A 20,245-nucleotide genomic window follows, 5' to 3' on the forward strand; every position below is an offset into this window, starting at 1 on the left:
TGTTTGAATGACCTTCCTCCTCATTGCCAGCTTCCCTGATTCGATCCTACATTTTCGTGGGCCGCTGCTGGATGCATTGCTTGCGCGCGGGCTGAGCGTGCATGTGGCAGCGCCGGGATTGGATGCGGGAAGCCAGTGGTATGAGCCACTACGGACACGCGGTATCACGGTGCACGACATCCCGTTGCGCCGCACCGGCATGAACCCCTTGGCGGATCTGCGCACGCTGATCGATCTATGGCGTCTGATGCGCAAGATTCGCCCCGACTATGTGCTGGCCTATACCATCAAACCGGTGATCTATGGCTCGCTCGCAGCGACGTTTGCCGGGGTGCCCCGGCGTTATGCACTGATCACGGGGTTGGGCTACGCGTTCCAGGGCGATGGTGGCCAGAGTCGTGGCCTGTGGCGAGTATTGGCCAGAAGCCTGTATCGGCTTGCCCTTCGTCGCGTAAATAAGGCGCTGTTCCAGAATCCGGACGACGAGGCGCTATTTCGCACGCTGGACATCTTGCCCGCGACGACTTCGTCTTTTGTCGTCAACGGCTCGGGCGTAGATGTGGCGGCGTATGCCGTGGTGCCGTTGCCGGCGTCGCCACGTTTCCTGCTCATCGCGCGCCTGCTGGGTGACAAGGGCGTACGCGAATATGCCGAAGCGGCTCGGCACATTCGCAGCAAGTATCCGCACATTGCCTTCACCTTGGTCGGCTGGATCGACGAGAACCCGGATGCCATCGCACAACACGAACTGGATGGCTGGTTGGCCGATGGCGTGGTCGAGTACGCCGGTCGTCTAAGCGATGTGCGACCGGCGATTGCCGCCAGTAGCGTCTACGTACTCCCGTCCTATCGCGAAGGCACGCCGCGCACGGTGCTGGAAGCCATGGCGATGGGGCGCGCTGTCATCACCACGGATGCGCCCGGTTGTCGCGAAACGGTCGTCGATGGCGACAACGGTTTTCTGGTGCCGGTGAAGTCGGTGAGTGGGTTAGTTGCAGCGATGCAACAGTTCATCGACGACCCCGCGCTGGCCGGACGCATGGGCGGGCGCTCGCGCGCGATCGCCGAAACCAAGTACGACGTGCACAAGGTCAATCAATCCATGCTCGAACAAATGGGAGTCGCATGAATATCTCGACGCCAAAAAGCACCGCGCCAGCAGCATTGTCGGCGAACGCGCGTTTCGATGCTGTCATCGATATGGTTCGAAGCATCTATGGCGAAGGTCCGGTCGCGCTGCATCGTCCCGTGTTCGAGGGTAACGAGAAACGTTACCTGATCGATTGCATCGATTCGAACTTCGTATCCTCGGTGGGCGCCAAGGTAGTGGAGTTCGAGCAGCAGCTCGCCGCGTTCACCGGGGCTAGGTATGCAGTGGCGACAGTCAACGGTACGGCGGCATTGCACGTGGCGTTGCAGCTGGCCGGTGTAGAGCGCGATTGCGAGGTGATCAGCCAGGCCTTGACCTTTATTGCCACCTGCAATGCGATTGCCTACTGTGGCGCGCACCCGGTATTCGTGGACGTGGAGCGCGAGACTCTGGGGATGAGTCCGGGTGCCTTGCGGGCATTCCTGTCGACGCACGTGGAGCGCAGGGGAGGGCAGGCGTTCAATCGGGGAACCGCCAGGCGCATCGCTGCCTGTCTGCCTATGCATAGCTTCGGTCATCCTTGCCGGATCGAAGAGATCGTTGCGTTATGCGACGAGTACGGCATTCCGGTAGTCGAGGATGCCGCCGAGTCGTTGGGCAGCTATCGCGGCGGTCGTCATACCGGCAGATTCGGCAAGCTTGCCACGCTCAGTTTCAACGGTAACAAGGTGATCACCACCGGCGCCGGCGGCATGATCCTGACCGATGACGATGCGCTCGCGACGCGGGCAAAGCACATCACCACGACAGCCAAGATTCCGCACCCTTACGAATTCGTTCACGACGAGACCGGTTACAACTACCGGTTACCGAATCTCAATGCGGCACTTGGCTGCGCGCAGATGGAACGGCTACCCGAGTTCCTTCGTATCAAGGAAGAGATCGCTACTCGTTATGCTGCATTCTTCGATGCGAACGGCATGCGTTTTATGAAGCCGCCAGCCGGAGCTGTGTCCAATCACTGGCTCAATGTATTGCTGCTCGACTCGCTTGCCGAGCGCGATGCCTTTCTCGAGTACAGCAATAGCCGTGGTGTGATGACCCGTCCGATCTGGCGATTGATGACGCGCCTGGACATGTACCGGCACTGCCAGCACGACGGGTTGGAAAACTCCCGCTGGCTGGAAGATCGCGTGGTCAATATTCCATCCAGCGTTCCGGACCATGCCTTACAGAACTTGACCTTGCAGGTACCCAAGCCATGAACGTGCTGCAAATGATTGGCCGCGATCGGCCGCTATTCGACGTGGACGTGCAACGTGAAGAACAGGATCTCTCGGCGAAAGTTGCTTCGAGCCGCTTTCTGGTGATCGGTGGCGCCGGTTCGATCGGCCAGGCGGTGACCCGCGAGATCTTCAAGCGGCGGCCGAAGGCGCTGCACGTGGTGGATATCAGTGAAAACAACATGGTCGAGCTGGTGCGCGATATTCGCAGCACGCTTGGTTATATCGATGGTGACTTTCGCACTTTTGCGATCGACTGCGGTGGGCGCGAGTATGAGGCGCTGATGCAGGCAGAACGAGGCTACGACTATGTGCTCAATCTGTCCGCGCTCAAGCATGTCCGCAGCGAGAAAGACCCGTTCACCTTGATGCGGCTGATCGAAGTCAATGTATTGAATACGATCAAGACCATTGAGCTGGCACGCGCGCGTGGAGCGAAGAAATACTTCTGCGTTTCCACCGATAAGGCCGCCAATCCGGTCAACATGATGGGTGCGAGCAAACGCATCATGGAGATGTTCCTGATGCAGGCCAGCGCCAAGCTGCCAATCTCGACCGCGCGCTTTGCCAATGTAGCGTTTTCCGACGGTTCGCTGCTGCACGGATTCAATCAGCGCTTCACCAAGCGTCAGCCAATCTCGGCACCAAACGACGTGAGGCGTTACTTCGTCACGCCACAGGAGTCGGGCGAGCTTTGCCTGATGTCTTGCCTGCTGGGCGACAACCGCGACATTTTCTTTCCGAAGTTGAGCGAAAGCCTGGACTTGACCCGATTCTCCGATATCGCAGTGCGTTACCTGGAAAGTCTTGGCTATGAAGCGTATCCGTGCGCCAGCGAAGATGAGGCGCGCGATCGTGCTACGGAACTGATCGGTCAGCGCAAGTGGCCATGCTATTTCTTCTCAAGCGATACCACCGGCGAGAAAGATTTCGAAGAGTTCTTCACCGATGCCGAGACATTGAATATGCAGCGCTTCGAAAGCATCGGCATCATCAAGAATGCGCCCGACCACGACGCCAGCCGGCTTAGCCATTTTCTAGAAGCCATACGTTCCATTCGCAGCGGATCGGCCTGGCAGAAGGGTGAGATCGTCGACCTGTTCAATCACATGATCCCGGATTTCGCACACAAGGAAACCGGCAAATACCTCGATGGCAGGATGTAATCATGCAACGTCTATTCGATGTGATTTTCTCTGGGCTTGCGCTATTGCTACTGTCGCCTCTGCTGGTCCCACTGATGATTCTGTTGCGCCTTACCGGCGAGGGAGAGATCTTCTTTGTGCAGCAAAGGGTAGGTTTGAACGGTCAGCCGTTTGGCTTGCTCAAGCTCGCTACCATGCTGAAGAACAGCCCGAACATCGGCACTGGTACGGTGACGGTGAAGGGTGACCCGCGCGTACTGCCGGTCGGTAAGTTCTTGCGCAAGACCAAGCTCAACGAGCTACCGCAGCTGATCAATATTCTCAAAGGCGACATGAGCCTTATCGGGCCGCGGCCGCAGACACAGCGTTGCTTTGATGCCTTTTCGAAAGTGGTGCAGGCGCAGATCGTAAAGGTGCGGCCAGGCTTGTCCGGGATCGGGTCGATTGTGTTCCGCGATGAGGAAAACCTGTTGCATGGGCATGAGCAGCAAGAGCGCTATTACGACGTGGTCATCGCGCCGTATAAGGGAGCTCTTGAGGAATGGTATGTCGCTAACCAGGGTTTGCGCACCTATTTCCTGCTGATCGTGCTTACTGTCTGGGTCGTGTTGCTGCCGAAGTCGACGGTGGTGTGGAGGGTTTTCGGGAACTTGCCGTCACCGCCGCTTGAGTTGGCCGCGGCGTTCGGGATCTGATGCGGTCAGGTATGCCATGAGCAAGCGTGAATTCTATCGCCAGGTGGCGCAGTTACATATCGCCAATATCGACCAGGGTTTTCTTTCGACGCTTGGTGTTGGCTTCGTGTCGTTGCTTTATCAAGTGATCGATGAAGGTGACGACAGCGTGCTGCTGACGGTAGAACGCGACGACAGGGTGGTTGGTTTCGTGGCGGGTGGCATGGGTATGGGGTCGATCTATCGCCGTATGTTCTACCATACGCCGCGCTTGGCGTTGGCGTTGCTGCCTTCGTTGTTTTTCCCCCGGCGGATCTGGCGCATGCTCGAAATCCTGCGCTATAGCCGGGGCAGCGACCAATCGCCATCCTGGCCGCGTGCCGAACTGTTAAGTATCGCGCTCGATCCTGCGTGCCGGGGCCAGCATCTGGCCGAGACGCTCTATCGACGATTGACAGAATTCTTCGAAAGCCGCGGCAACACGGAGTTCAAGATCGTCGTGGGCGCCGCGTTGGCACCCGCGCACAGGTTCTACCTGCGGATGGGCGCCGAGCCCGTTGCGCAGACCGAGGTGCATCAAGGTGAGCATTCGACGATATACCGCCAGTGTCTGTCGCGGACGGTAACATCGTAAGACTGATAAACGTTTCGGCTGGAAGTTATGCGCTTCACAGAGCCGGAAGGAGCGGAACGACATGCAGAAAGAAGTAAGCGTGCTGGATTTCCTGCCGAAGGCCGAGCATGCAGCGATCAGTGCCGGCACCAGCAAATACGATTGCACCAGCGGCATCCAGGCGGCAATCAATGCGGCGGGCAAGGTGTTCGTGCCGTCCGGAGTCTATCTCAGCAAGCAACTGAACCTGAAGTCGGACCTGGAATTCTATGGCGCGGGCCCGTCAAGCGAGATCAGAGCCTACGACGCTACGTTGGCCTGCCAGTATCTGCTCGCCACTCATGTGGGCAGCGGCGGGACCAGCAATGCCGCGGACAATATGCGCAACGTATCGGTCCATCATCTCAAGCTCAATGGAAGGGTGGCCGAGTTCGGTTATCAGCCGTTCTACTATCTGCTTGCGGTGAATGCCACTTCGGATATGACGGTTCAGAACGTATCGTTCTATGGTTTTCGTGGTGATGGCATGTATGTTGGTTCGGGTACGCTGCATCAGACCCAGCGCTACAACCAGCGCGTCAATGTGCATGATTGCCTGTTCGATGGTGCGGTAAAGAATAACCGCAACGGCCTGTCCGTGATCGATTGCGACGGGCTGACGGTAGCCAACTGCATCTTCCAGAATATCGGCAACGCCAAGCTTTCCGCTTCGGTTGGCGGCATTGATTTCGAACCGGACCACGATTGGAGCGTTTACCGAAATATTGCGATCCGTAATTGCACGTTCCGTAACATCGATTCGGTGAACACGGCGGGCATTACGTTTCACAACATCTATCAGACCAGTCACAACATGCATGACTGGCTGGTCAGTGACTGTCAGTTCGATCGCTGCTATTGGGGCATCGCCTGCGCCTCCAAACCGAAGACTGCGGCCGATCCTGTAGACAATCTCTCCGTCCTGAACTGCCATTTCTTGAATGTCGTCCGCACCGGTGTGGCTATCAATGGCCTCAATGGTACGCAGATCAGCGGCTGCGTGTTCGAGCAATCTCCGCCCGGATCAGGGGCGGGGGGCGATGCGATCCGAGTTGGTAGTACGGCGTCAGCTACTAGCGCCAACGCGATCAACGCGGTGATTACCGGCAATACCTTCAGCGGCATTCGTCCGCAACTCGGCGCCATTGGTGTCCTTGGTGTGCATGGCCTGGTGTGCGCCGGGAATATCTTCAAGGATATCTATGGCACCTGTATCGGCTTTTCCGTGGAAGAGGCCGCTGACACCGCAGGGCACATCGGCGTCGTAGTCATTTCGGGGAACACCGTTACGCATACCGCGCACCTCTCGGGAAGTCCGGCCGCCAATACCATTTTTCTGGGCGCGGGCCAGGGCATGCGCGTAGGTAGCGGCAATTTACAGCTGGACTCGAGCAGCTTCGAGTACGACAACAAGCTCGATGTCGGTATTCGCCGTGCGGCGAACGGCACGTCGATTCAGTTCAACGGCCGCGTTGGACAGTGAGCCGGTACGATGCTCTCAGGCTCTGCCGCTCAGAACGTAAACAGCCAGACCGATATATTCGTGCAGGATATGGTGGTTGAGCCAGAGTACGGCGCGTTGCGGCCACCATTTATCGGTTGCGAGGAGCGGTTTGGCGGCGGGGCTTGTCCGCGCTGATGCGGGTATCACCTCGAGGCCTTGCTTTCTGAAACTCGCTATCGCTCTTGGCATATGCATCGGCGAGGTCACCAGCAAAATTCGCCGCAGTTTCTCATCGGCCAGCATATGCGAAGAATACAGGGCATTCTCGTAGGTATTGCTGCTACGACCTTCAATGCGCAGTGCGGACGGTGGCACTCCCTGTTGTTCGAGCATCGCAGCCATCCGCTGTGCGCCGCCCGACCCGCCAGAGAGCAGAATGATCGGGGCCTTGCCTGCCTTGTAGAGCAAATAGCCAAAGCCGACGCGAGTTGTTGCCATCGGGCCTTCTTCGTCGCTCCAATCCTGTTGCTCGCTGAGTGGACTGTCCCCGCCGATGACAACGATCGCATCTACTTTGGGATAGGTCGCTGCGTCGCGTGGAGGGTATTGACGCTCCAGGCTGCCAGTTAGCCATGTTGTGGAAACTGGCGTAGCGCAAGCAACAAGCCATAAAAGTCCCGCCGCCAAAAAGGCGATTCCTGTCTTATGCCGTCGATTTATCCAGAGCAATAGACCAATGATGGCGAGCAATAGTGTCTGCGAAGTGGGATAGCACAGATCATAAAAATACGAAGAGGTATCCATGCTACGGCGATTTCGCTGGTTGCTCTGGCATATTCACAGAGCCAGTTTTAATATGAATATTAATTATATAGACTGCGCGGAAACACGGGTTTCTATATGTGAAACGTGAATTTCAGTTAGCCCTGCGTACAGCGGCTAGCGAAGCGCGATCAGTTTGCATATTCCAGATACGAGCCATGGTGATGGTATAGACCACCGTCATGCCGCCAAACACGATGAAATTGGCACCAGGGCCTAAGCGGTGCATGAGATGGCCTAGAAGAATAAGGCCGCCCGAAAGGACTAACAAAGCCACCAGGGTGCTGCGTGGTCCGAGGCCTGCACGCATCAGAATATGATGAATATGGCCTCGGTCAGGCTTGAATGGGGACTTGCCCTCGCGCATACGTCGATACATGACCGCAAAGGTATCGAAGACGGGCAGTGCCACGCACCACAACACATCACTGGATGACAGGGTTGGCTGCGAGCCCTGGCTCAGTTCGATCAAGGTCCAGGCCAGGAGATAGCCCAGTACCATGCTGCCGGCATCGCCCATGAAGATCTTGCGCCCAAACATGCCGAGGTTCGCGAGCATGAACGGCAATATGGCGACGGCCAGCAGGGTCACGATCGTCACGACGCCCTGCGGCTTGGCGTGGTCGCCGACCTGGCTGTTGAACAGAAGGATGCTGCCGATGCTCATCAGGCCGAGTCCGCCGGCCAGGCCATCGATGCCATCCATCATGTTGAAGGCGTTCAGCAGGCCAATCACCGCAATCACGGTCAACGGGATGCCCAGCCAGCCCAATTCCAGTTCGATGCCAAGGACATGTCCCAGTCGGTGCACATAGATACCGGTGGTGGCGATCATGGTCAGTATCGCCGCCGCCTGTACGACCAGGCGCGAGCGTACGCTCAGATCGTTCCGGTCATCCAGCGCGCCCAGAAACACCATGACGGCCGCTGTGCCGAGCAACATCCAGGAGAAGTGCCCGAAATGCCCATAGCAGATGGCGCCAACTGACAGGCCGAGGAAGATCGAAAGGCCGCCGATCAACGGAACGCTTCCGATGTGCTGCTTGCGACCGCTGGGGCGATCGATCAAGCCCAACTGCTCGGCAAATTTACGAAGTGCCGCTATCGCGAGGACCGTGATGAACAAAGTCACGGTGCAGATAGGGATCATGCTTGCATCTAACATTGGGTAGACCAGATTGCTTAGTTACCCCCTGATTTGGCAACAAGCGAGTCATAAATTTCTGGTTTACGAAATGAAATTATGAAGGTGACATGACATCACATGCATGTTGTGTATATCTGGCGAGGCGGTATACGCCTTCAATTTTTCTAGTGTGCCGAACGATACTACAAGTGTCTGCTGATAAAGTCACACTATGGGCATCGCTGCGATATCGAGTGATGAGATGCTCGCGCAACTGTTCAACGATGAGCCTGTTTTCACATGTTTAGCGAAGCCAAATTTTGCATCACTGATGAACTTTGTCGTTTGCGAAAATTCAATGAACAAGCAATGAAGATTCCGTCTATGCTGAACAAGAAACGATGATGGTTACTGTTGAATTTAAGAATCTTAATGACGGTTCAGTTGCGTGATGATCTGGCGCACATAAACACGCATCTATTCGATCAGAGTGTGTGCATCGCAGTCTTGGTCTGCTAGGCTGCAGTGGATTCGATTTTCCTGAATGCAGATATCGAGGAAAGACCATGAAGATTCTTGTGATAGGAGCTTTCTCGCTAGCTTTGGTTGGGCAGGCATTCGCACAGGCTGCCGCACCAAGTCCTTCACAGGCACCAGCCGGTCAAGCTCCGGCATCGCCAGCGAATCAAGCACCGGTGCAACCAGCACTGGCCACGCCGGCTCAAGCGAGTGCCGCAGCGCACGGTAGTTTGAGGAAGCCGGCAGTCGGGCCCGGTGCGGCGGCAGCAGCTGTTGCGGCAGGTACCGCAGGTACGGGAACCGGCACAGGTACGGGAACCGGTACCGGAACTAGTGGAACCACAGGCACGCACTAGTTGAAGTTTTTTTTGCGTAGACCCTGTCGTCTGAAGGGTCTTTGCGCATGGCCGGCAGTCGTGCGCGGCTTGGATACAACAATCGATCACCATTGGTAGGGGCCTGGGTGGAAGATCACGTCGCTGCTGCGGCAGCGGCTGTGTTGGTTAAGTAAAGGTTCCTCACGTGAAGAAAAATCTGCGGGCTTTGGCCGTCGCAATCACCGCATTGGCCCTGCATGCCTGCGTTCTGGCGCCCGGCCAACACATGAGTACGGTCGGGCTTACGCGTCAGGGCTCGGTGGAAGCGGCTCGCTATCAGTTGGTTCCTATCACACCCAAGCTGCTTGCCATGGACAAGGCGACGGCGGTATCCGCTGCGATTCCGCCAGAGCTGCTTGCGTTTCAGCCTGGGAGCTATCGTATCGGCGCGGGCGATTCGCTCTACATCACGGTATGGGAGCATCCGGAGCTGACCTCGCCGGCTGGGCCGCAACAGCAGCCAAGTGCGAATGGCCGTCTCGTGCGCACCGATGGCACCTTGTTCTATCCCTATGTGGGCCTGCTCAAAGCAGAGGGCATGACCATCGAGGAACTGCGTGCCGCGATCACCGAGAAGTTGGCCAAGTATGTAGAAAAGCCGCAGGTCGATCTCAGTGTGATCAGTTATGGCAGTCAGCGCATCACGCTGCGCGGCGCATTCATGAAGACCGAGCCGCAGCCGATCACGGTAACGCCCTTGTCGTTGTCGCAGGCCATCGGTCTGGCACAGGTCAATACGGATCAGGCCGACCTTTCTGGGCTGGTGTTGACGCGCGACGGTCACGAGTATCACCTGGATATGGACACACTCAGTCGCGAGCCGCATGGGCTCGACAGTGTCTGGCTCAAGGCTGGCGATCAGATTTTCCTGCCTTATAACGATCGCAAGGAAGTTTATGTCGTGGGTGAGGTCGTTCGTCCGATGGCGATTCCTTTCAAGACTGCCGATCTGACATTGAGCCAGGCTCTTGGTCGCGCGGGCGGCCTCAACGAAGTCACATCCAAGGGCAACGCGGTCTACGTGATCCGCGGTGTCGAGGATATGGAAAAATCGCCGGCCATGATCTACCAGCTGCGCGCCGAATCGCCGACGGCGTTTGCCTTGGCGTCACAATTTTCGGTGCGCCCCGGTGACGTTGTGTTCGTAGGTCCGGCCGACATCACGCGTTGGAACCGCTTCCTGCAGCAGTTGCTGCCGTTGTCGGGAGTGATCAGCAACTTGTCCACCGCCAAGACCAATTTCCTGGATACCACTAATTGATGCGTGCTGTGGGTGGGTTGTGAACAAACCTTCGCCATCCCTGTGCATTCGACTGAGCCTGTTCATGGCGATCGTGTTGTCGGGTGGCTGCACGACGGTTTCGATGGGCAGTGTCGACGCGTTGAAGCAAGCGGTCGATCGTCGCGCCGACGTTCATCCGACCGCGGCATCGGTCGCCGCGCAGCCTTATTTCCAGTTGCAGGTATCGAGTCATGATGGCGAGGCCGTCATGGTGCTCGCCAGCGTGCAGGGTGCAAGACTCGGTTGGTACGGTGCGAACGGGCAGGCGGTTTTTTTGAGCCACGGATTGCTGGTAAAGACCCTTGGGCTGACCCAGAACCTGGATGCCGTGTTGTTGCCGCAGGTGGATCCCTTCGCTGCCGGCCTGCAGCATCTGCAGCAGCCGATAAGCTACACACGTGTGATGGATTGGTCGCCGGGGTACCGCTATGGCGTGCAGGCGCAGGCGCGGCTGTCTCCCAAGGCGATGGAGAATGTCGAGATTCTCGGTACGGTGCATCACTTGCGCCGCATAGATGAGCGAGTGCGATCGGCGGAAGCGGGCTTTGATGTAGTGAATCATTACTGGGTTGATCCGGCCGACGGATTCATCTGGAAAAGCCGCCAGTACGCAGCGCCCGGCCTATCGCTCGAGCTGATTCAGTTGCGGCCATATCGAGAAACTGCGCCATGAGATGCCTGCTCCGTGCCGGCTGCCTGCTGATATCGCTGTGCGTGTCGCAGTTGTCGTCGGCACAGGTGACTGTGACAGGTGCCGTGGCACGGCCAGGCACCTATCCGCTGGCTGAGATGCCACGACTGGCCGATGTTACCAAGCTCGCGCAGGTCGATCCCGAAGCCTATGTGCTGGGAGCATCGTGGTCGCAGCGTTCGCAGTTGTTGTCGCAGCGGCGCGAGCAGGCAGGGCTGTTGTACGAACTGGAAGTGATACGACAACAGGCTGCCGCTGCGGGCGACGATGCCATGCTCGCGGCCAGCCGCTCCTTGCGCGATTGGTTGCAAAGCCTGCCGCTGACTGGTCGCCGGTTGGTGCGTACGCTCGATCCCGCGCAGCTGGCGATCAGCGATGCCGATAATTTTCCGCTCGACGATGGCGATCAGCTGAACTATCCGAAACGCCCGACGAGCGTGCGCGTAGTGGGTGCTGTCGCGCATCCTTGTACTTTGCCGCAAGTCGGATTGAAGGCGGCACGCGACTATCTGGCAGATTGCGCGCCGTCATCGGCAGCGGATAAGGAACTGTTGTATGTGATTCAGCCGGATGGACAAGTCTCCGAGCTGGGTATCGCGCTGTGGAATCGCAGCCCGCCGATGGTGTTGGCGCCCGGTGCGATTATTTATGTGCCACTGGATCGACATGTCATTCGCTCAGCCGCGGACGACGTCTTCAATCATGAAGTGGCTAATTTTCTGGCGACCCAGCCGGCAAGCGATACCGAGGTGCCGAAGTGAACGGGAGGGTTGGCCATCCTGGCGTTGGCCCTTTTGTTCTTCTGCGCCGCGGCATGTGGCCCGTGGGTTTGCTGCTTGCCGCATCGTTGAGCAGGGCCCTGCATGCGCAGGACGCTCCGGGTTATACGCATAACGATTTCGGTGGCATCGGTTTGTTGCAGACGCCGACCGCGCGCATGGCTGACGATGGCGAAATCAGTTTCACCGCCACTCGCGTCTACCCCTTTTCGCAGTACAACCTCATGCTGCAACCGTTGCCGTGGATGGAAACGACATTCCGGTACACCAACGTCAGCAACGAACTGTATGGTCCGGTCTCGCTGAGCGGGCATCAAAAACTCAAGGACAAATCGATCGACCTGAAGGTGCATTTGTGGCGCGAATCACGCTACTTGCCGGATGTTTCGATCGGTGGTCGCGATATCGCTGGTACCGGCTTGTTCAGCGGCGAGTTCCTGGTTGCCACCAAACGTCTCGGGCCGCTCGACCTGAGCCTGGGTCTGGGTTGGGGCAATGTCGGCGGACGCGGCAACCTGGCCAATCCGTTCGGTTTTATCTACAGCGGATTCAAGCAGCGCGCCGGCAACACCAACCAGCAAGGTGGTGAGTTCAACGTCTTTAACTACTTTCGTGGGCCGACGGCGCTGTTCGGCGGCGTGGAATACCAGACGCCGCTGGATTGGTTGCGCTTCAAATTGGAACTGGACGGCAACAATTACCAGCACGAAGCGCACAACAACAATTTGGAGCAACGCACGCCGTTCAATGCCGCGGCGCTGTTCCGGATCAACCGCAATGTGGATTTCTCGGTCGGCTACGAGCGTGGCACCACGGTGATGGCGACATTGAGCCTCCACGCCAACCTGGCTGAACACAAGCCGCCGGAGAAAACGATGGACCCTCCGCCGGAACCCTTGCGCTCGCTGCCTTCGGTAGCGCCCAAGCAGGCGACAGCCGCTACCGCTGTTCCAGCGTCAATGCCGCCGGAAAAAGTCGATTGGCCCGAGTTGATTCGCGCGCTCAACGACAATGCCGGTATTTCCGTTCGCAGTATTAGCCGGCGCGGTTCGGATCTGGTGATTCATGGCGAGCAGCAGAGGTATTTCTATTCGGCTGAGGCGCTTGGGCGAGTCTCGCGCATTCTGGACAATCGCCTGGACGGCAGTTTCGACTGGTTTACCCTGTCCAGCGAAAGCTACGGCATGCCGATGGTCGAGTACACGCTGCACCGGCCGCGCTTCGTCGATCTGATCGATCACAAGATCGACTCGACCGCGTTCAAGCGCAGCATCGAGCAGGATGCGCCGATTCCACAGCCGGAGCAGACACTGTATTCGGCGACACCCAAGAAATTCGATGCCGGCGTGGCCCTTGCCTATAAGCAGAGTCTGGGCGGGCCCAATGCGTTTGTGCTCTATCAGTTCACAGCCGATGGTAGCGCCAGCTACCACTTCACCCCGAACCTGTGGTGGGACGGTCTGGTCAGCGTCAACCTGCTCAACAATTACGACAAGTTCACCTATACGGCACCGAGCTTGCTGCCACGCGTGCGCACCAATATTCGCGAGTACCTGACCAGCTCGGATATCACCATGCCCAACTTCCAGCTCACGGGTACGCGACGGCTGGGCAACGACCTGTTTGGCATGGCTTATGGCGGCATGCTGGAGAGCATGTACGCGGGCGTTGGCGGCGAAGTGCTCTATCGGCCTTTCGGTGACCGCTGGGCGATCGGCACGGATGTTAACTGGGTACGACAGCGCGGCTTTAGACAGGACTTCGCGTTGCGGTCGTATCACATCATCACCGGGCAGACCACGCTTTACATGGACACCCGATTCCATGATGTCACCGTTGCGTTGAGTGCTGGGCGCTATCTCGCCGGCGACGTGGGCATGACGTTGGATGTTTCGCGCCAGTTCGCCAACGGCACCAAGATGGGAGCCTATGCGACGTTGACCAACAAGTCGGGTCAGGCTACGGGCGAAGGCAGTTTCGACAAGGGTATCTACTTCTCGATCCCGTTCGATCTGATGCTGCCGCGATCCAGCCGCACTTCGGCTAGCTTCATGTGGGAGCCGCTGTTGCGCGATGGCGGCGCACGCCTCAATCGACGCTACACCCTGTACAACATGACTAGCGATCGCGACGGCGATCTGTTCGATAACAACGTGGATAAGGTTGTCGAGTAACTTGGGCTCGGTGTGACGATAACAGCGCTCACACAATAGGTACCTGATTGACGTTGTTCTTTGGGTCCATCCAGAACGCCTCGTTGGCGAAGCGCCCGAAGATCTCCCGCGGCAGAACCGGCTGGCGCTCGATCGACTCCACCTTTGGTCGAACGGAATGCAGGCCAGGCATGCCGACGCGGGCATCGAACTCGTCCGCGTTGTATTCGATGTGGTCGAAGTCGTGCTCGAACCAGGGCTCGCCGAGAAACTGGTAGACCGCGCGTACGGCCGCGGCCGGATCGCGTACCAGGCTTTCGTAGGTCAGCAACAGCAGATGGTCTCGTGCGTATTCGCCGTAAAAGGCGTCTTTGCTCGCCTGGTAGGCAAAGCCCACCATGCCCCGTGGATCGGTCAGGGCCTCAATGCGGGAGTACACGGTGGTGTTCGTGTCGAAGCGGAACACCTTGCTGACGCTGACCGGTTGCCGACGCACCAGGCGCTCCATGCTGTCGAGCACCCATGCCAGCTGGCGCACGCATGCAATGACCTTCACCCCGGGGAACAGCGTGTTGAGCAACTGCATTCGGCTGCACCACAGCCGGCTTGTGTCGAACACCACGCCGACGTCAGTCTCTACGGAGTAGAAGTTCTCCACCAGACCGCGCAATAGCGCGACGCGCTGTTCGTCGGAGACATCGAACGAAAAGTCATTCTTGCTGCTCGCCTCGGCAATCACCACGCCCATGATGTCCGCAAGCGGACTGGTCATGCCCGCACGGAAGCGCGGATTCTGATTGAGGATCGCGGCCAGAAGTGTGGTGCCGGCGCGCGGCAGCCCGGAAATGAAGTGGAACTTCCGTGGCGGGTGGCTGGCGTCTGGCATCTGTGTTTCCTCTGGGTTAACTGGCATGGCTACGATAGCGCGCCTTTCAGGGCGCGGGTGCCGTCGAAGCACGCATACGCATTTCATAGCCGACTTCCACCATGCGCGCTTCGCCTTTGCCAAGCACGCGAAGCAGCAGCTCTTCGGTGGCGCGCTTGCCCATCTCGTGCACAGGCTGGTGGACGGTGGTGAGCGGCGGCCACACCTGGGTGGCGATCGTGGTGTCGTCGAAACCGCAGATGGACATATCGCCTGGAACCGACACGCCTGCCTCCGCGGCTGCCCAGATCGCGCCGACGGCCATATCGTCGTCCGCCGCGAAAATGGCGGTCGGCCGTTGTTTCAGTGCGAGCAACTGGCGGGCTGCGGCCACGCCGGACTCGAAAGAAAAGTGGCCTTGCACCATATAGGCGGGGTTTTCCTTCAGCCCTGCGCGTTTCAAGCCATCGCGAAAGCCGGCGAGACGCCAGATGCCGGCGCCGTGCTTGGGCGGGCCAATGATGTGGGCGATGCGGCGATGGCCCAGTGCTACGAGGTGGTCCACCATCGCTGCTGCGGCTTCACGCTCGCGGAGGATGACGCCGATGCAGCCCTTGGACTGGCGTGGCGCGATCGAGGCAAACGGAAGGTCGTTCTTGCGTAAATGATCGAGCAGCTTCGGATGGTCGGTGATGGGTGGCGTAAGGATCAGCCCATCGGGCCGGTGTCGCCACAGGATGCTCTCGACGCGTTCGACGAAGTCCGGCGCTGTCGAGACAAGCGGCTGCACCATCATGCTGTATTGCGCCGCTTCGCAGGCCTCCAGCACGCCTGCCTGGACTTCCATGATATAGCTCGGCGACAAGTTGTCGTAGAGCAGGCCGATCATGAAGGAGCGGTTTGTTGCCAGGCTGCGCGCCGAGGTGAGTGGGCGGTAATTGAGTTGCGCAACGGCCGCAAGCACGCGGTCGCGCACCTCGTCGCGCACGTTCGGTTCGTTGTTCAGTACGCGCGATACGGTCTTTTTCGACGTGTCGGAGGTGCGGGCGACATCGTTGATGGTCACACGTGACATGGAAGCCTTTGCGCCTTCAATGATCGGTTCCCTGCGAGGTGCCAGCCGGAACGCTTTGGGTCGGGACGTTCCATCCATTGACTTCGACCACCGGTGCTGCCGTTCCTTGCGCTGCGTATCGCGCGGTCAGGACTATCGACTCGCCAGGCCAAAGTGTGACGTCATTGTCATTCCAGCGTATCGGCAACGCAAGATCGCCCTGCGCGCCGCGCCGGATCGACACATGCTGGAAGAGCGCCACGGTCCTGGACGCGTCGGGCACCGACAGGGTCACGGTAGTGACGTCCTCGTTGCCCTCGTGCCGCGTCGTGGCCTTGATCTCGCTTATGGCGGCCGGCAGTGTTTTCAGCGCGGTCAGATCCGCGTATTGCGTTGACGGTGTGAGATACCAGTTCGACTTGGCCCAGTCGAGCTTGTCCTGCCGGGTGGATAGCCAATAGACGTTGCGACTGATCGGCTTGCCGTCGGATGCGGTGAGATCGAGCTCGATGAAGTAGGTGGCGGACAGGTCGGCGATGGTCGGCAGCGTTGCCAGCTGCCGGGTGTGGTTTCCTGTCAGATCGATGTTCGGCAGGCGCTTCTCGTAAAGTACGCTGCCATCCAGCTTGCGCACGCGGATGTTCGCCTGCAAGCCATGGACATCGTCGAGCCCATGGTTCACCAGCACGATGCCGTTGGAATCATACGAATACTGGATGTGCACCAGCTCGTTGGCCTTCTTGGCACCAAAATACGCCCCGGCGGGGTTCATGTAGTAGTCGTACAGATGCCAGTGCAGCGAGGGCCACGCATTGTTGAGCATCCAGTAGATCACGCCGGTCGCCGGCTTGGCGGCATCCATGTGTGCGTTGAATGCCTCGAACTGCGCACGGACGTTGTCGTAGTTGTCGAGCTGGGCCTTGGCGACATAGTCGGCAAGGCTCGTGGGCGCGCCGTAGCGTGCGGCGAGCGCCTTGTCGAATGGCGTCAGCACGGCAAAGGTCGACCAATCCGCGGATGCGTGGAATTGCCTGGCCTCCGGGTATTTCCACAAGGCCTCCTGCTCTTGCGGCGACAGCATGCGCTGCACATCTTCCAGGCGTGGAATATCCGCACCTGCACTGACTTCCGAATCGAAGCCGAACGCGCCGCCAAGCTTGTCGGCGTACCAGTAGGACGGCGGGATCCAGTCGTACGGACCATCCATCTTCAGTCCGGAGGGGCCGACTTCGGCGGTGCCCTTGGGAACGGCGGCCGAGATGATCGGCAGCGGCCAGTCAGCAGCGCGCAGCGTATCGAAGTACATCTTCGCGATAGCCGGCGGAGGCGCATTGTCGCTGCCGATCAGGAAGCCGATCACCGAAGGGTGATTGCGCAGCAGGCGCGCTTCGCTGGCCATAGAGTCTTCGGCCACTTTCATATCTGCGGCGCTCCAGGGTGCACCACCGGTCTTGGCGGCCGACTCCCATTTGTCGCAGCACTCCCAGCCTGCCAGTATCAGAATGCCGCTGCGGTCGGCCAGATCGTAGAAGCGCTGATTCTCCAGCTTGCCTTCGCTGCGGATCGCATTGAGGCCAAGGTTGAGGACGTAGCTGAACTCGGCGTCCATGCGCGCGGGATCATCGCGCAGAAACATGTCTGGTGCCCAGCCGCCGCCGCGAATCAGCAAGGGTTTCCCGTTGATGAAGAACTGGCGATAGCCCTGTTTCGTCAGGTTCGAACTGACGCTGCGTATGCCGAATGTCGCGAGGGCCCGGTCGGAGGTTGCGCCATCAACTGCGGCTGTCAGCTCGAGTTGGTACAACGGATGTTCGCCCATGCCCACCGGCCACCAGATTTTCGGATGATCCAGTGCGAGGGCAGGGGTCGTTTTAGGCGAGAACGAAACGACCTGCGTTTGTCCGGGTGCGAGATGGACGGTCTGTTTTATGGAAACGCCAGCCACCGTGCCGTCGATCGCCGCATCATGCGCCACCGTGTCGAGGTTCCTTGCAGTCACCTTGACGTCCAGTGCGGCGTGCGCGAGATCGGGCAGCGACAACGTTGAAACCACCTGTGGAAAGCTCAACTCGACAGGCCCGGTCTGCACGATATCCACGCCGCGCCATGGGCCCATATTGTTGTCCGGAGGCGTGGGGTTCCAGTCCACCCAGCCGATCGACAGGCTAGCTCTTGGGTCGGCCGGATGCACTTGCATGGCAAGGACGTTGTCGCCCGTGTGCACCCAACGCGTCACATCGAGCTCGCGCACGGGATAGGCTCCGGCGACCTCGCCGTGGTCGGCGACAAGATGCCCGTTTACCCACACGTCGGCGCTCGCGATCATGCCGTTGGCGCGCAGCAGCGTATGTCCTCCGGTCGTAGCCTTCGGCAGCATGAATTGGGTTCGGTACCACCACGGTGTCACGAAAAGAGTGCCGCTGGAATCGGGCACCTGCACTGCGCGCAGGTTGTCACTGTAGAACACGTCGTTCTTGTACGTGCCGTTTTCCAACAAGCCGGCCATGACGGTTGCCTTGCCACTCGCCGGATACCAGCCTTCGGTGGCATAGCCCGGCGCGGAAATCTCGGCGCCGGGCTGCTGCGTCTTCGCGCTGTCCTGGATATGCCAATGAGCGATGGGAGTCACTGTGCCGGCACCGACGGCTACCTGGGTGGGCGTGTAGGTCGTTTGCGCGTGTGCAGCCGATATGGCCATCGCGGCCATCATCCAGAATGCGCACCTGGTTGGAGTTTGCATGGCGTTACGGTTTCCCAAGATAGGTTTCGCGTACTTCGACGGGCGCGAACGGCCAGGACTGGTTGAGCCTGGCCCAGATGGCAAACACCACCAGGCCGGCGACAATCCAGATGCCCGACAGAATCAGCGACGACGTCGAGGCGGATACATACACATAGACCCAACCCAACAGCGCGATGACGCATGGCACCGGGTAAAGCCACTGCTTGTACGGTCGCTCGAGATTCGGTTGGCGCTTGCGCAGCACGACCAATGCTGCGATCTGCGCAATGGACTGCACGATGATGGTCGCCGTCAGCAGCATGTTGATGACTTCGGTGAGGTCGAAGAACGTGCCGATGGCCGTCACGACGCCCATAGTGAGCAGCGCTATATGTGGAAAGCGGTGTTTCGCGTGCAGGCGTCCAAAGATGGACAGGAATACCTTGTCCTGCGCTGCCTGGAATGGCACGCGCGAGCCGCCCAGCAGGCCGGTGAACACCGAGGCGAACGCGGTCACGATGATGAGGACGGTCATGATGGCCGCTGCCAGATGCCCCCAGCTACGCTCCACTACCAGCGAAGCCACCGACTTGGACTGGGCAATCTCCTGCCATGGCGCCACCCCAAGCACGCTGATGTTGAGTAACAGGTACACAAACATCATCGCGATCACCGAGATGATGATGGAACCAGGCATGGTCCGCCCCGGATCACGCAGCTCGTCGCCGATATAGGCGGTGGTGTTGTAGCCGAGATAGTCGTAGATGCCGATGATCAGCCCCGCGCCAAGCCCGACGAAGAAGTGGCTGCCGAACGTATCGGCCGGATAGCTAAAGGCGAAGCTCGCATTGAAATGCGAGAAGCCGGCCGCCGCCACGCCGATAACGGAGATCAACATGATGACCCACAGCGCGACCGTGATCGAGCGAACCGATTCGATGCGACGGTACAGGAGCCAGGTAACGATGGCGGTCGCCACCACGCTGACCAGATGTATCGGCCACCAGCCCAGATTAGGGAAGAAGAATCCCAGGTACTCCACCATGCCGATTATGCCCGTGGACATCAGCAAGGGAATCGCCAGCAGCATTGTCCAGATGAACAGGAACGGCATCAGTTTGCCGGTGCGGTATTGGAAAGCCTCACGCAGGTAGACATAGGTACCTCCGGAACCGGGCATCGCCGCTCCCAGTTCGGCCCAGACCAGACCGTCGGCCATGGCCAGGATGGCGCCGGCAACCCAGCCGATGATCGCCTGCGGGCCACCCATCGCGGCGACCATGATCGGAATGGTGATGAACGGTCCGATACCGCACATCTGGGTCATGTTGATTGCGGTTCCCGAGAACACCCCGATGGAACGGTGCAGGGCGCTGTCGTGAACGGGCGGTGGCGCGCTGGAATCTTGCATGCTTACCTTGTCGTGTTGGTTTGCGAATGGCGTGCTAATGGCTGCCGGATAACCTCAGTTTCCATCGTCGCCCCGGCGAAGGCCGGGGCCCAGTGTCTTCAGCACATTGAAGCGTAAGGCACTGGATCCCGGCCTTCGCCGGGATGACGAGTAGGA

16 protein-coding genes are annotated in these 20,245 nt (G+C 59.0%); 10 read left to right on the plus strand and 6 right to left on the minus strand.

Annotated elements, in window-relative coordinates:
* Nucleotides 1–7 precede the first annotated feature (7 nt).
* The 6 genes from QMG46_RS14935 (at nt 8) to QMG46_RS14960 (ending at nt 6,327) form a co-directional block, all read left to right on the plus strand.
* On the plus strand, nt 8–1,129 hold the full coding sequence (locus QMG46_RS14935) for a glycosyltransferase family 4 protein (RefSeq protein ID WP_281848622.1): 1,122 nt from the start codon (nt 8–10) through the stop codon (nt 1,127–1,129).
* Nucleotides 1,126–2,355, plus strand: a complete 1,230-nt coding sequence (locus QMG46_RS14940; protein ID WP_281848623.1) for a LegC family aminotransferase — start codon at nt 1,126–1,128, stop codon at nt 2,353–2,355. Before QMG46_RS14935 ends, QMG46_RS14940 begins: the two co-directional genes overlap by 4 nt.
* Nucleotides 2,352–3,539 (plus strand): UDP-N-acetylglucosamine 4,6-dehydratase, encoded by a 1,188-nt coding sequence (locus QMG46_RS14945; RefSeq protein WP_281848624.1) that lies wholly within the window; start codon nt 2,352–2,354, stop codon nt 3,537–3,539. The genes QMG46_RS14940 and QMG46_RS14945 overlap by 4 nt, the downstream gene beginning before the upstream one ends.
* Before the next feature lie 2 nt (nt 3,540–3,541).
* The gene (locus QMG46_RS14950; RefSeq protein ID WP_281848625.1) at nt 3,542–4,213 is read left to right on the plus strand and encodes a sugar transferase; all 672 of its coding nucleotides are present in this window, start codon (nt 3,542–3,544) and stop codon (nt 4,211–4,213) included.
* 16 nt (nt 4,214–4,229) lie between these two features.
* A complete protein-coding gene (locus QMG46_RS14955) occupies nt 4,230–4,826 on the plus strand; it encodes a GNAT family N-acetyltransferase (RefSeq protein WP_281848626.1) in 597 nt (198 codons plus the stop codon).
* Nucleotides 4,827–4,887: 61 nt separating this feature from the next.
* Complete coding sequence (locus QMG46_RS14960) at nt 4,888–6,327, plus strand: glycosyl hydrolase family 28-related protein (protein ID WP_281848627.1); 1,440 nt, start codon at nt 4,888–4,890, stop codon at nt 6,325–6,327.
* 15 nt (nt 6,328–6,342) lie between these two features.
* On the opposite strand, the gene QMG46_RS14965 is transcribed toward QMG46_RS14960, so the two are convergent.
* Together QMG46_RS14965 and QMG46_RS14970 are read right to left on the minus strand one after the other, a co-directional pair.
* Nucleotides 6,343–7,092, minus strand: a complete 750-nt coding sequence (locus QMG46_RS14965) for a YdcF family protein (protein ID WP_281848628.1) — start codon at nt 7,090–7,092, stop codon at nt 6,343–6,345.
* 112 nt (nt 7,093–7,204) lie between these two features.
* A complete protein-coding gene (locus QMG46_RS14970) occupies nt 7,205–8,260 on the minus strand; it encodes an undecaprenyl/decaprenyl-phosphate alpha-N-acetylglucosaminyl 1-phosphate transferase (RefSeq protein WP_281848629.1) in 1,056 nt (351 codons plus the stop codon).
* A 1,017-nt stretch (nt 8,261–9,277) separates the two neighbouring features.
* On the opposite strand from QMG46_RS14970, the gene QMG46_RS14975 reads away from it, so the two are divergent.
* The 4 genes from QMG46_RS14975 to QMG46_RS14990 all read left to right on the plus strand — a co-directional run bounded on the left by QMG46_RS14975 (nt 9,278) and on the right by QMG46_RS14990 (nt 14,058).
* Complete coding sequence (locus QMG46_RS14975) at nt 9,278–10,393, plus strand: polysaccharide biosynthesis/export family protein (protein ID WP_345781772.1); 1,116 nt, start codon at nt 9,278–9,280, stop codon at nt 10,391–10,393.
* Between the two features lie 64 nt (nt 10,394–10,457).
* Nucleotides 10,458–11,087, plus strand: a complete 630-nt coding sequence (locus QMG46_RS14980; protein ID WP_281848630.1) for a YjbF family lipoprotein — start codon at nt 10,458–10,460, stop codon at nt 11,085–11,087.
* A complete protein-coding gene (locus tag QMG46_RS14985; RefSeq protein WP_281848631.1) occupies nt 11,084–11,866 on the plus strand; it encodes a capsule biosynthesis GfcC family protein in 783 nt (260 codons plus the stop codon). The genes QMG46_RS14980 and QMG46_RS14985 overlap by 4 nt, the downstream gene beginning before the upstream one ends.
* A 62-nt stretch (nt 11,867–11,928) precedes the next feature.
* Nucleotides 11,929–14,058 (plus strand): YjbH domain-containing protein, encoded by a 2,130-nt coding sequence (locus tag QMG46_RS14990; protein ID WP_281848632.1) that lies wholly within the window; start codon nt 11,929–11,931, stop codon nt 14,056–14,058.
* A 28-nt stretch (nt 14,059–14,086) separates the two neighbouring features.
* On the opposite strand, the gene QMG46_RS14995 is transcribed toward QMG46_RS14990, so the two are convergent.
* The 4 genes from QMG46_RS14995 to QMG46_RS15010 are packed head-to-tail and all read right to left on the minus strand — an operon-like array spanning nt 14,087 to nt 20,089.
* Nucleotides 14,087–14,923, minus strand: a complete 837-nt coding sequence (locus tag QMG46_RS14995) for a sulfotransferase family protein (protein ID WP_281848633.1) — start codon at nt 14,921–14,923, stop codon at nt 14,087–14,089.
* 46 nt (nt 14,924–14,969) lie between these two features.
* Nucleotides 14,970–15,977, minus strand: a complete 1,008-nt coding sequence (locus QMG46_RS15000) for a LacI family DNA-binding transcriptional regulator (RefSeq protein ID WP_281848634.1) — start codon at nt 15,975–15,977, stop codon at nt 14,970–14,972.
* Nucleotides 15,978–15,993: 16 nt separating this feature from the next.
* Complete coding sequence (locus tag QMG46_RS15005) at nt 15,994–18,654, minus strand: glycoside hydrolase family 2 protein (RefSeq protein ID WP_281848635.1); 2,661 nt, start codon at nt 18,652–18,654, stop codon at nt 15,994–15,996.
* A gap of 46 nt (nt 18,655–18,700) precedes the next feature.
* Complete coding sequence (locus QMG46_RS15010; RefSeq protein ID WP_281848636.1) at nt 18,701–20,089, minus strand: APC family permease; 1,389 nt, start codon at nt 20,087–20,089, stop codon at nt 18,701–18,703.
* Nucleotides 20,090–20,245: the final 156 nt, after the last annotated feature.

Source organism: Dyella sp. GSA-30, from assembly GCF_027924605.1.
Classification (GTDB): domain Bacteria; phylum Pseudomonadota; class Gammaproteobacteria; order Xanthomonadales; family Rhodanobacteraceae; genus GSA-30.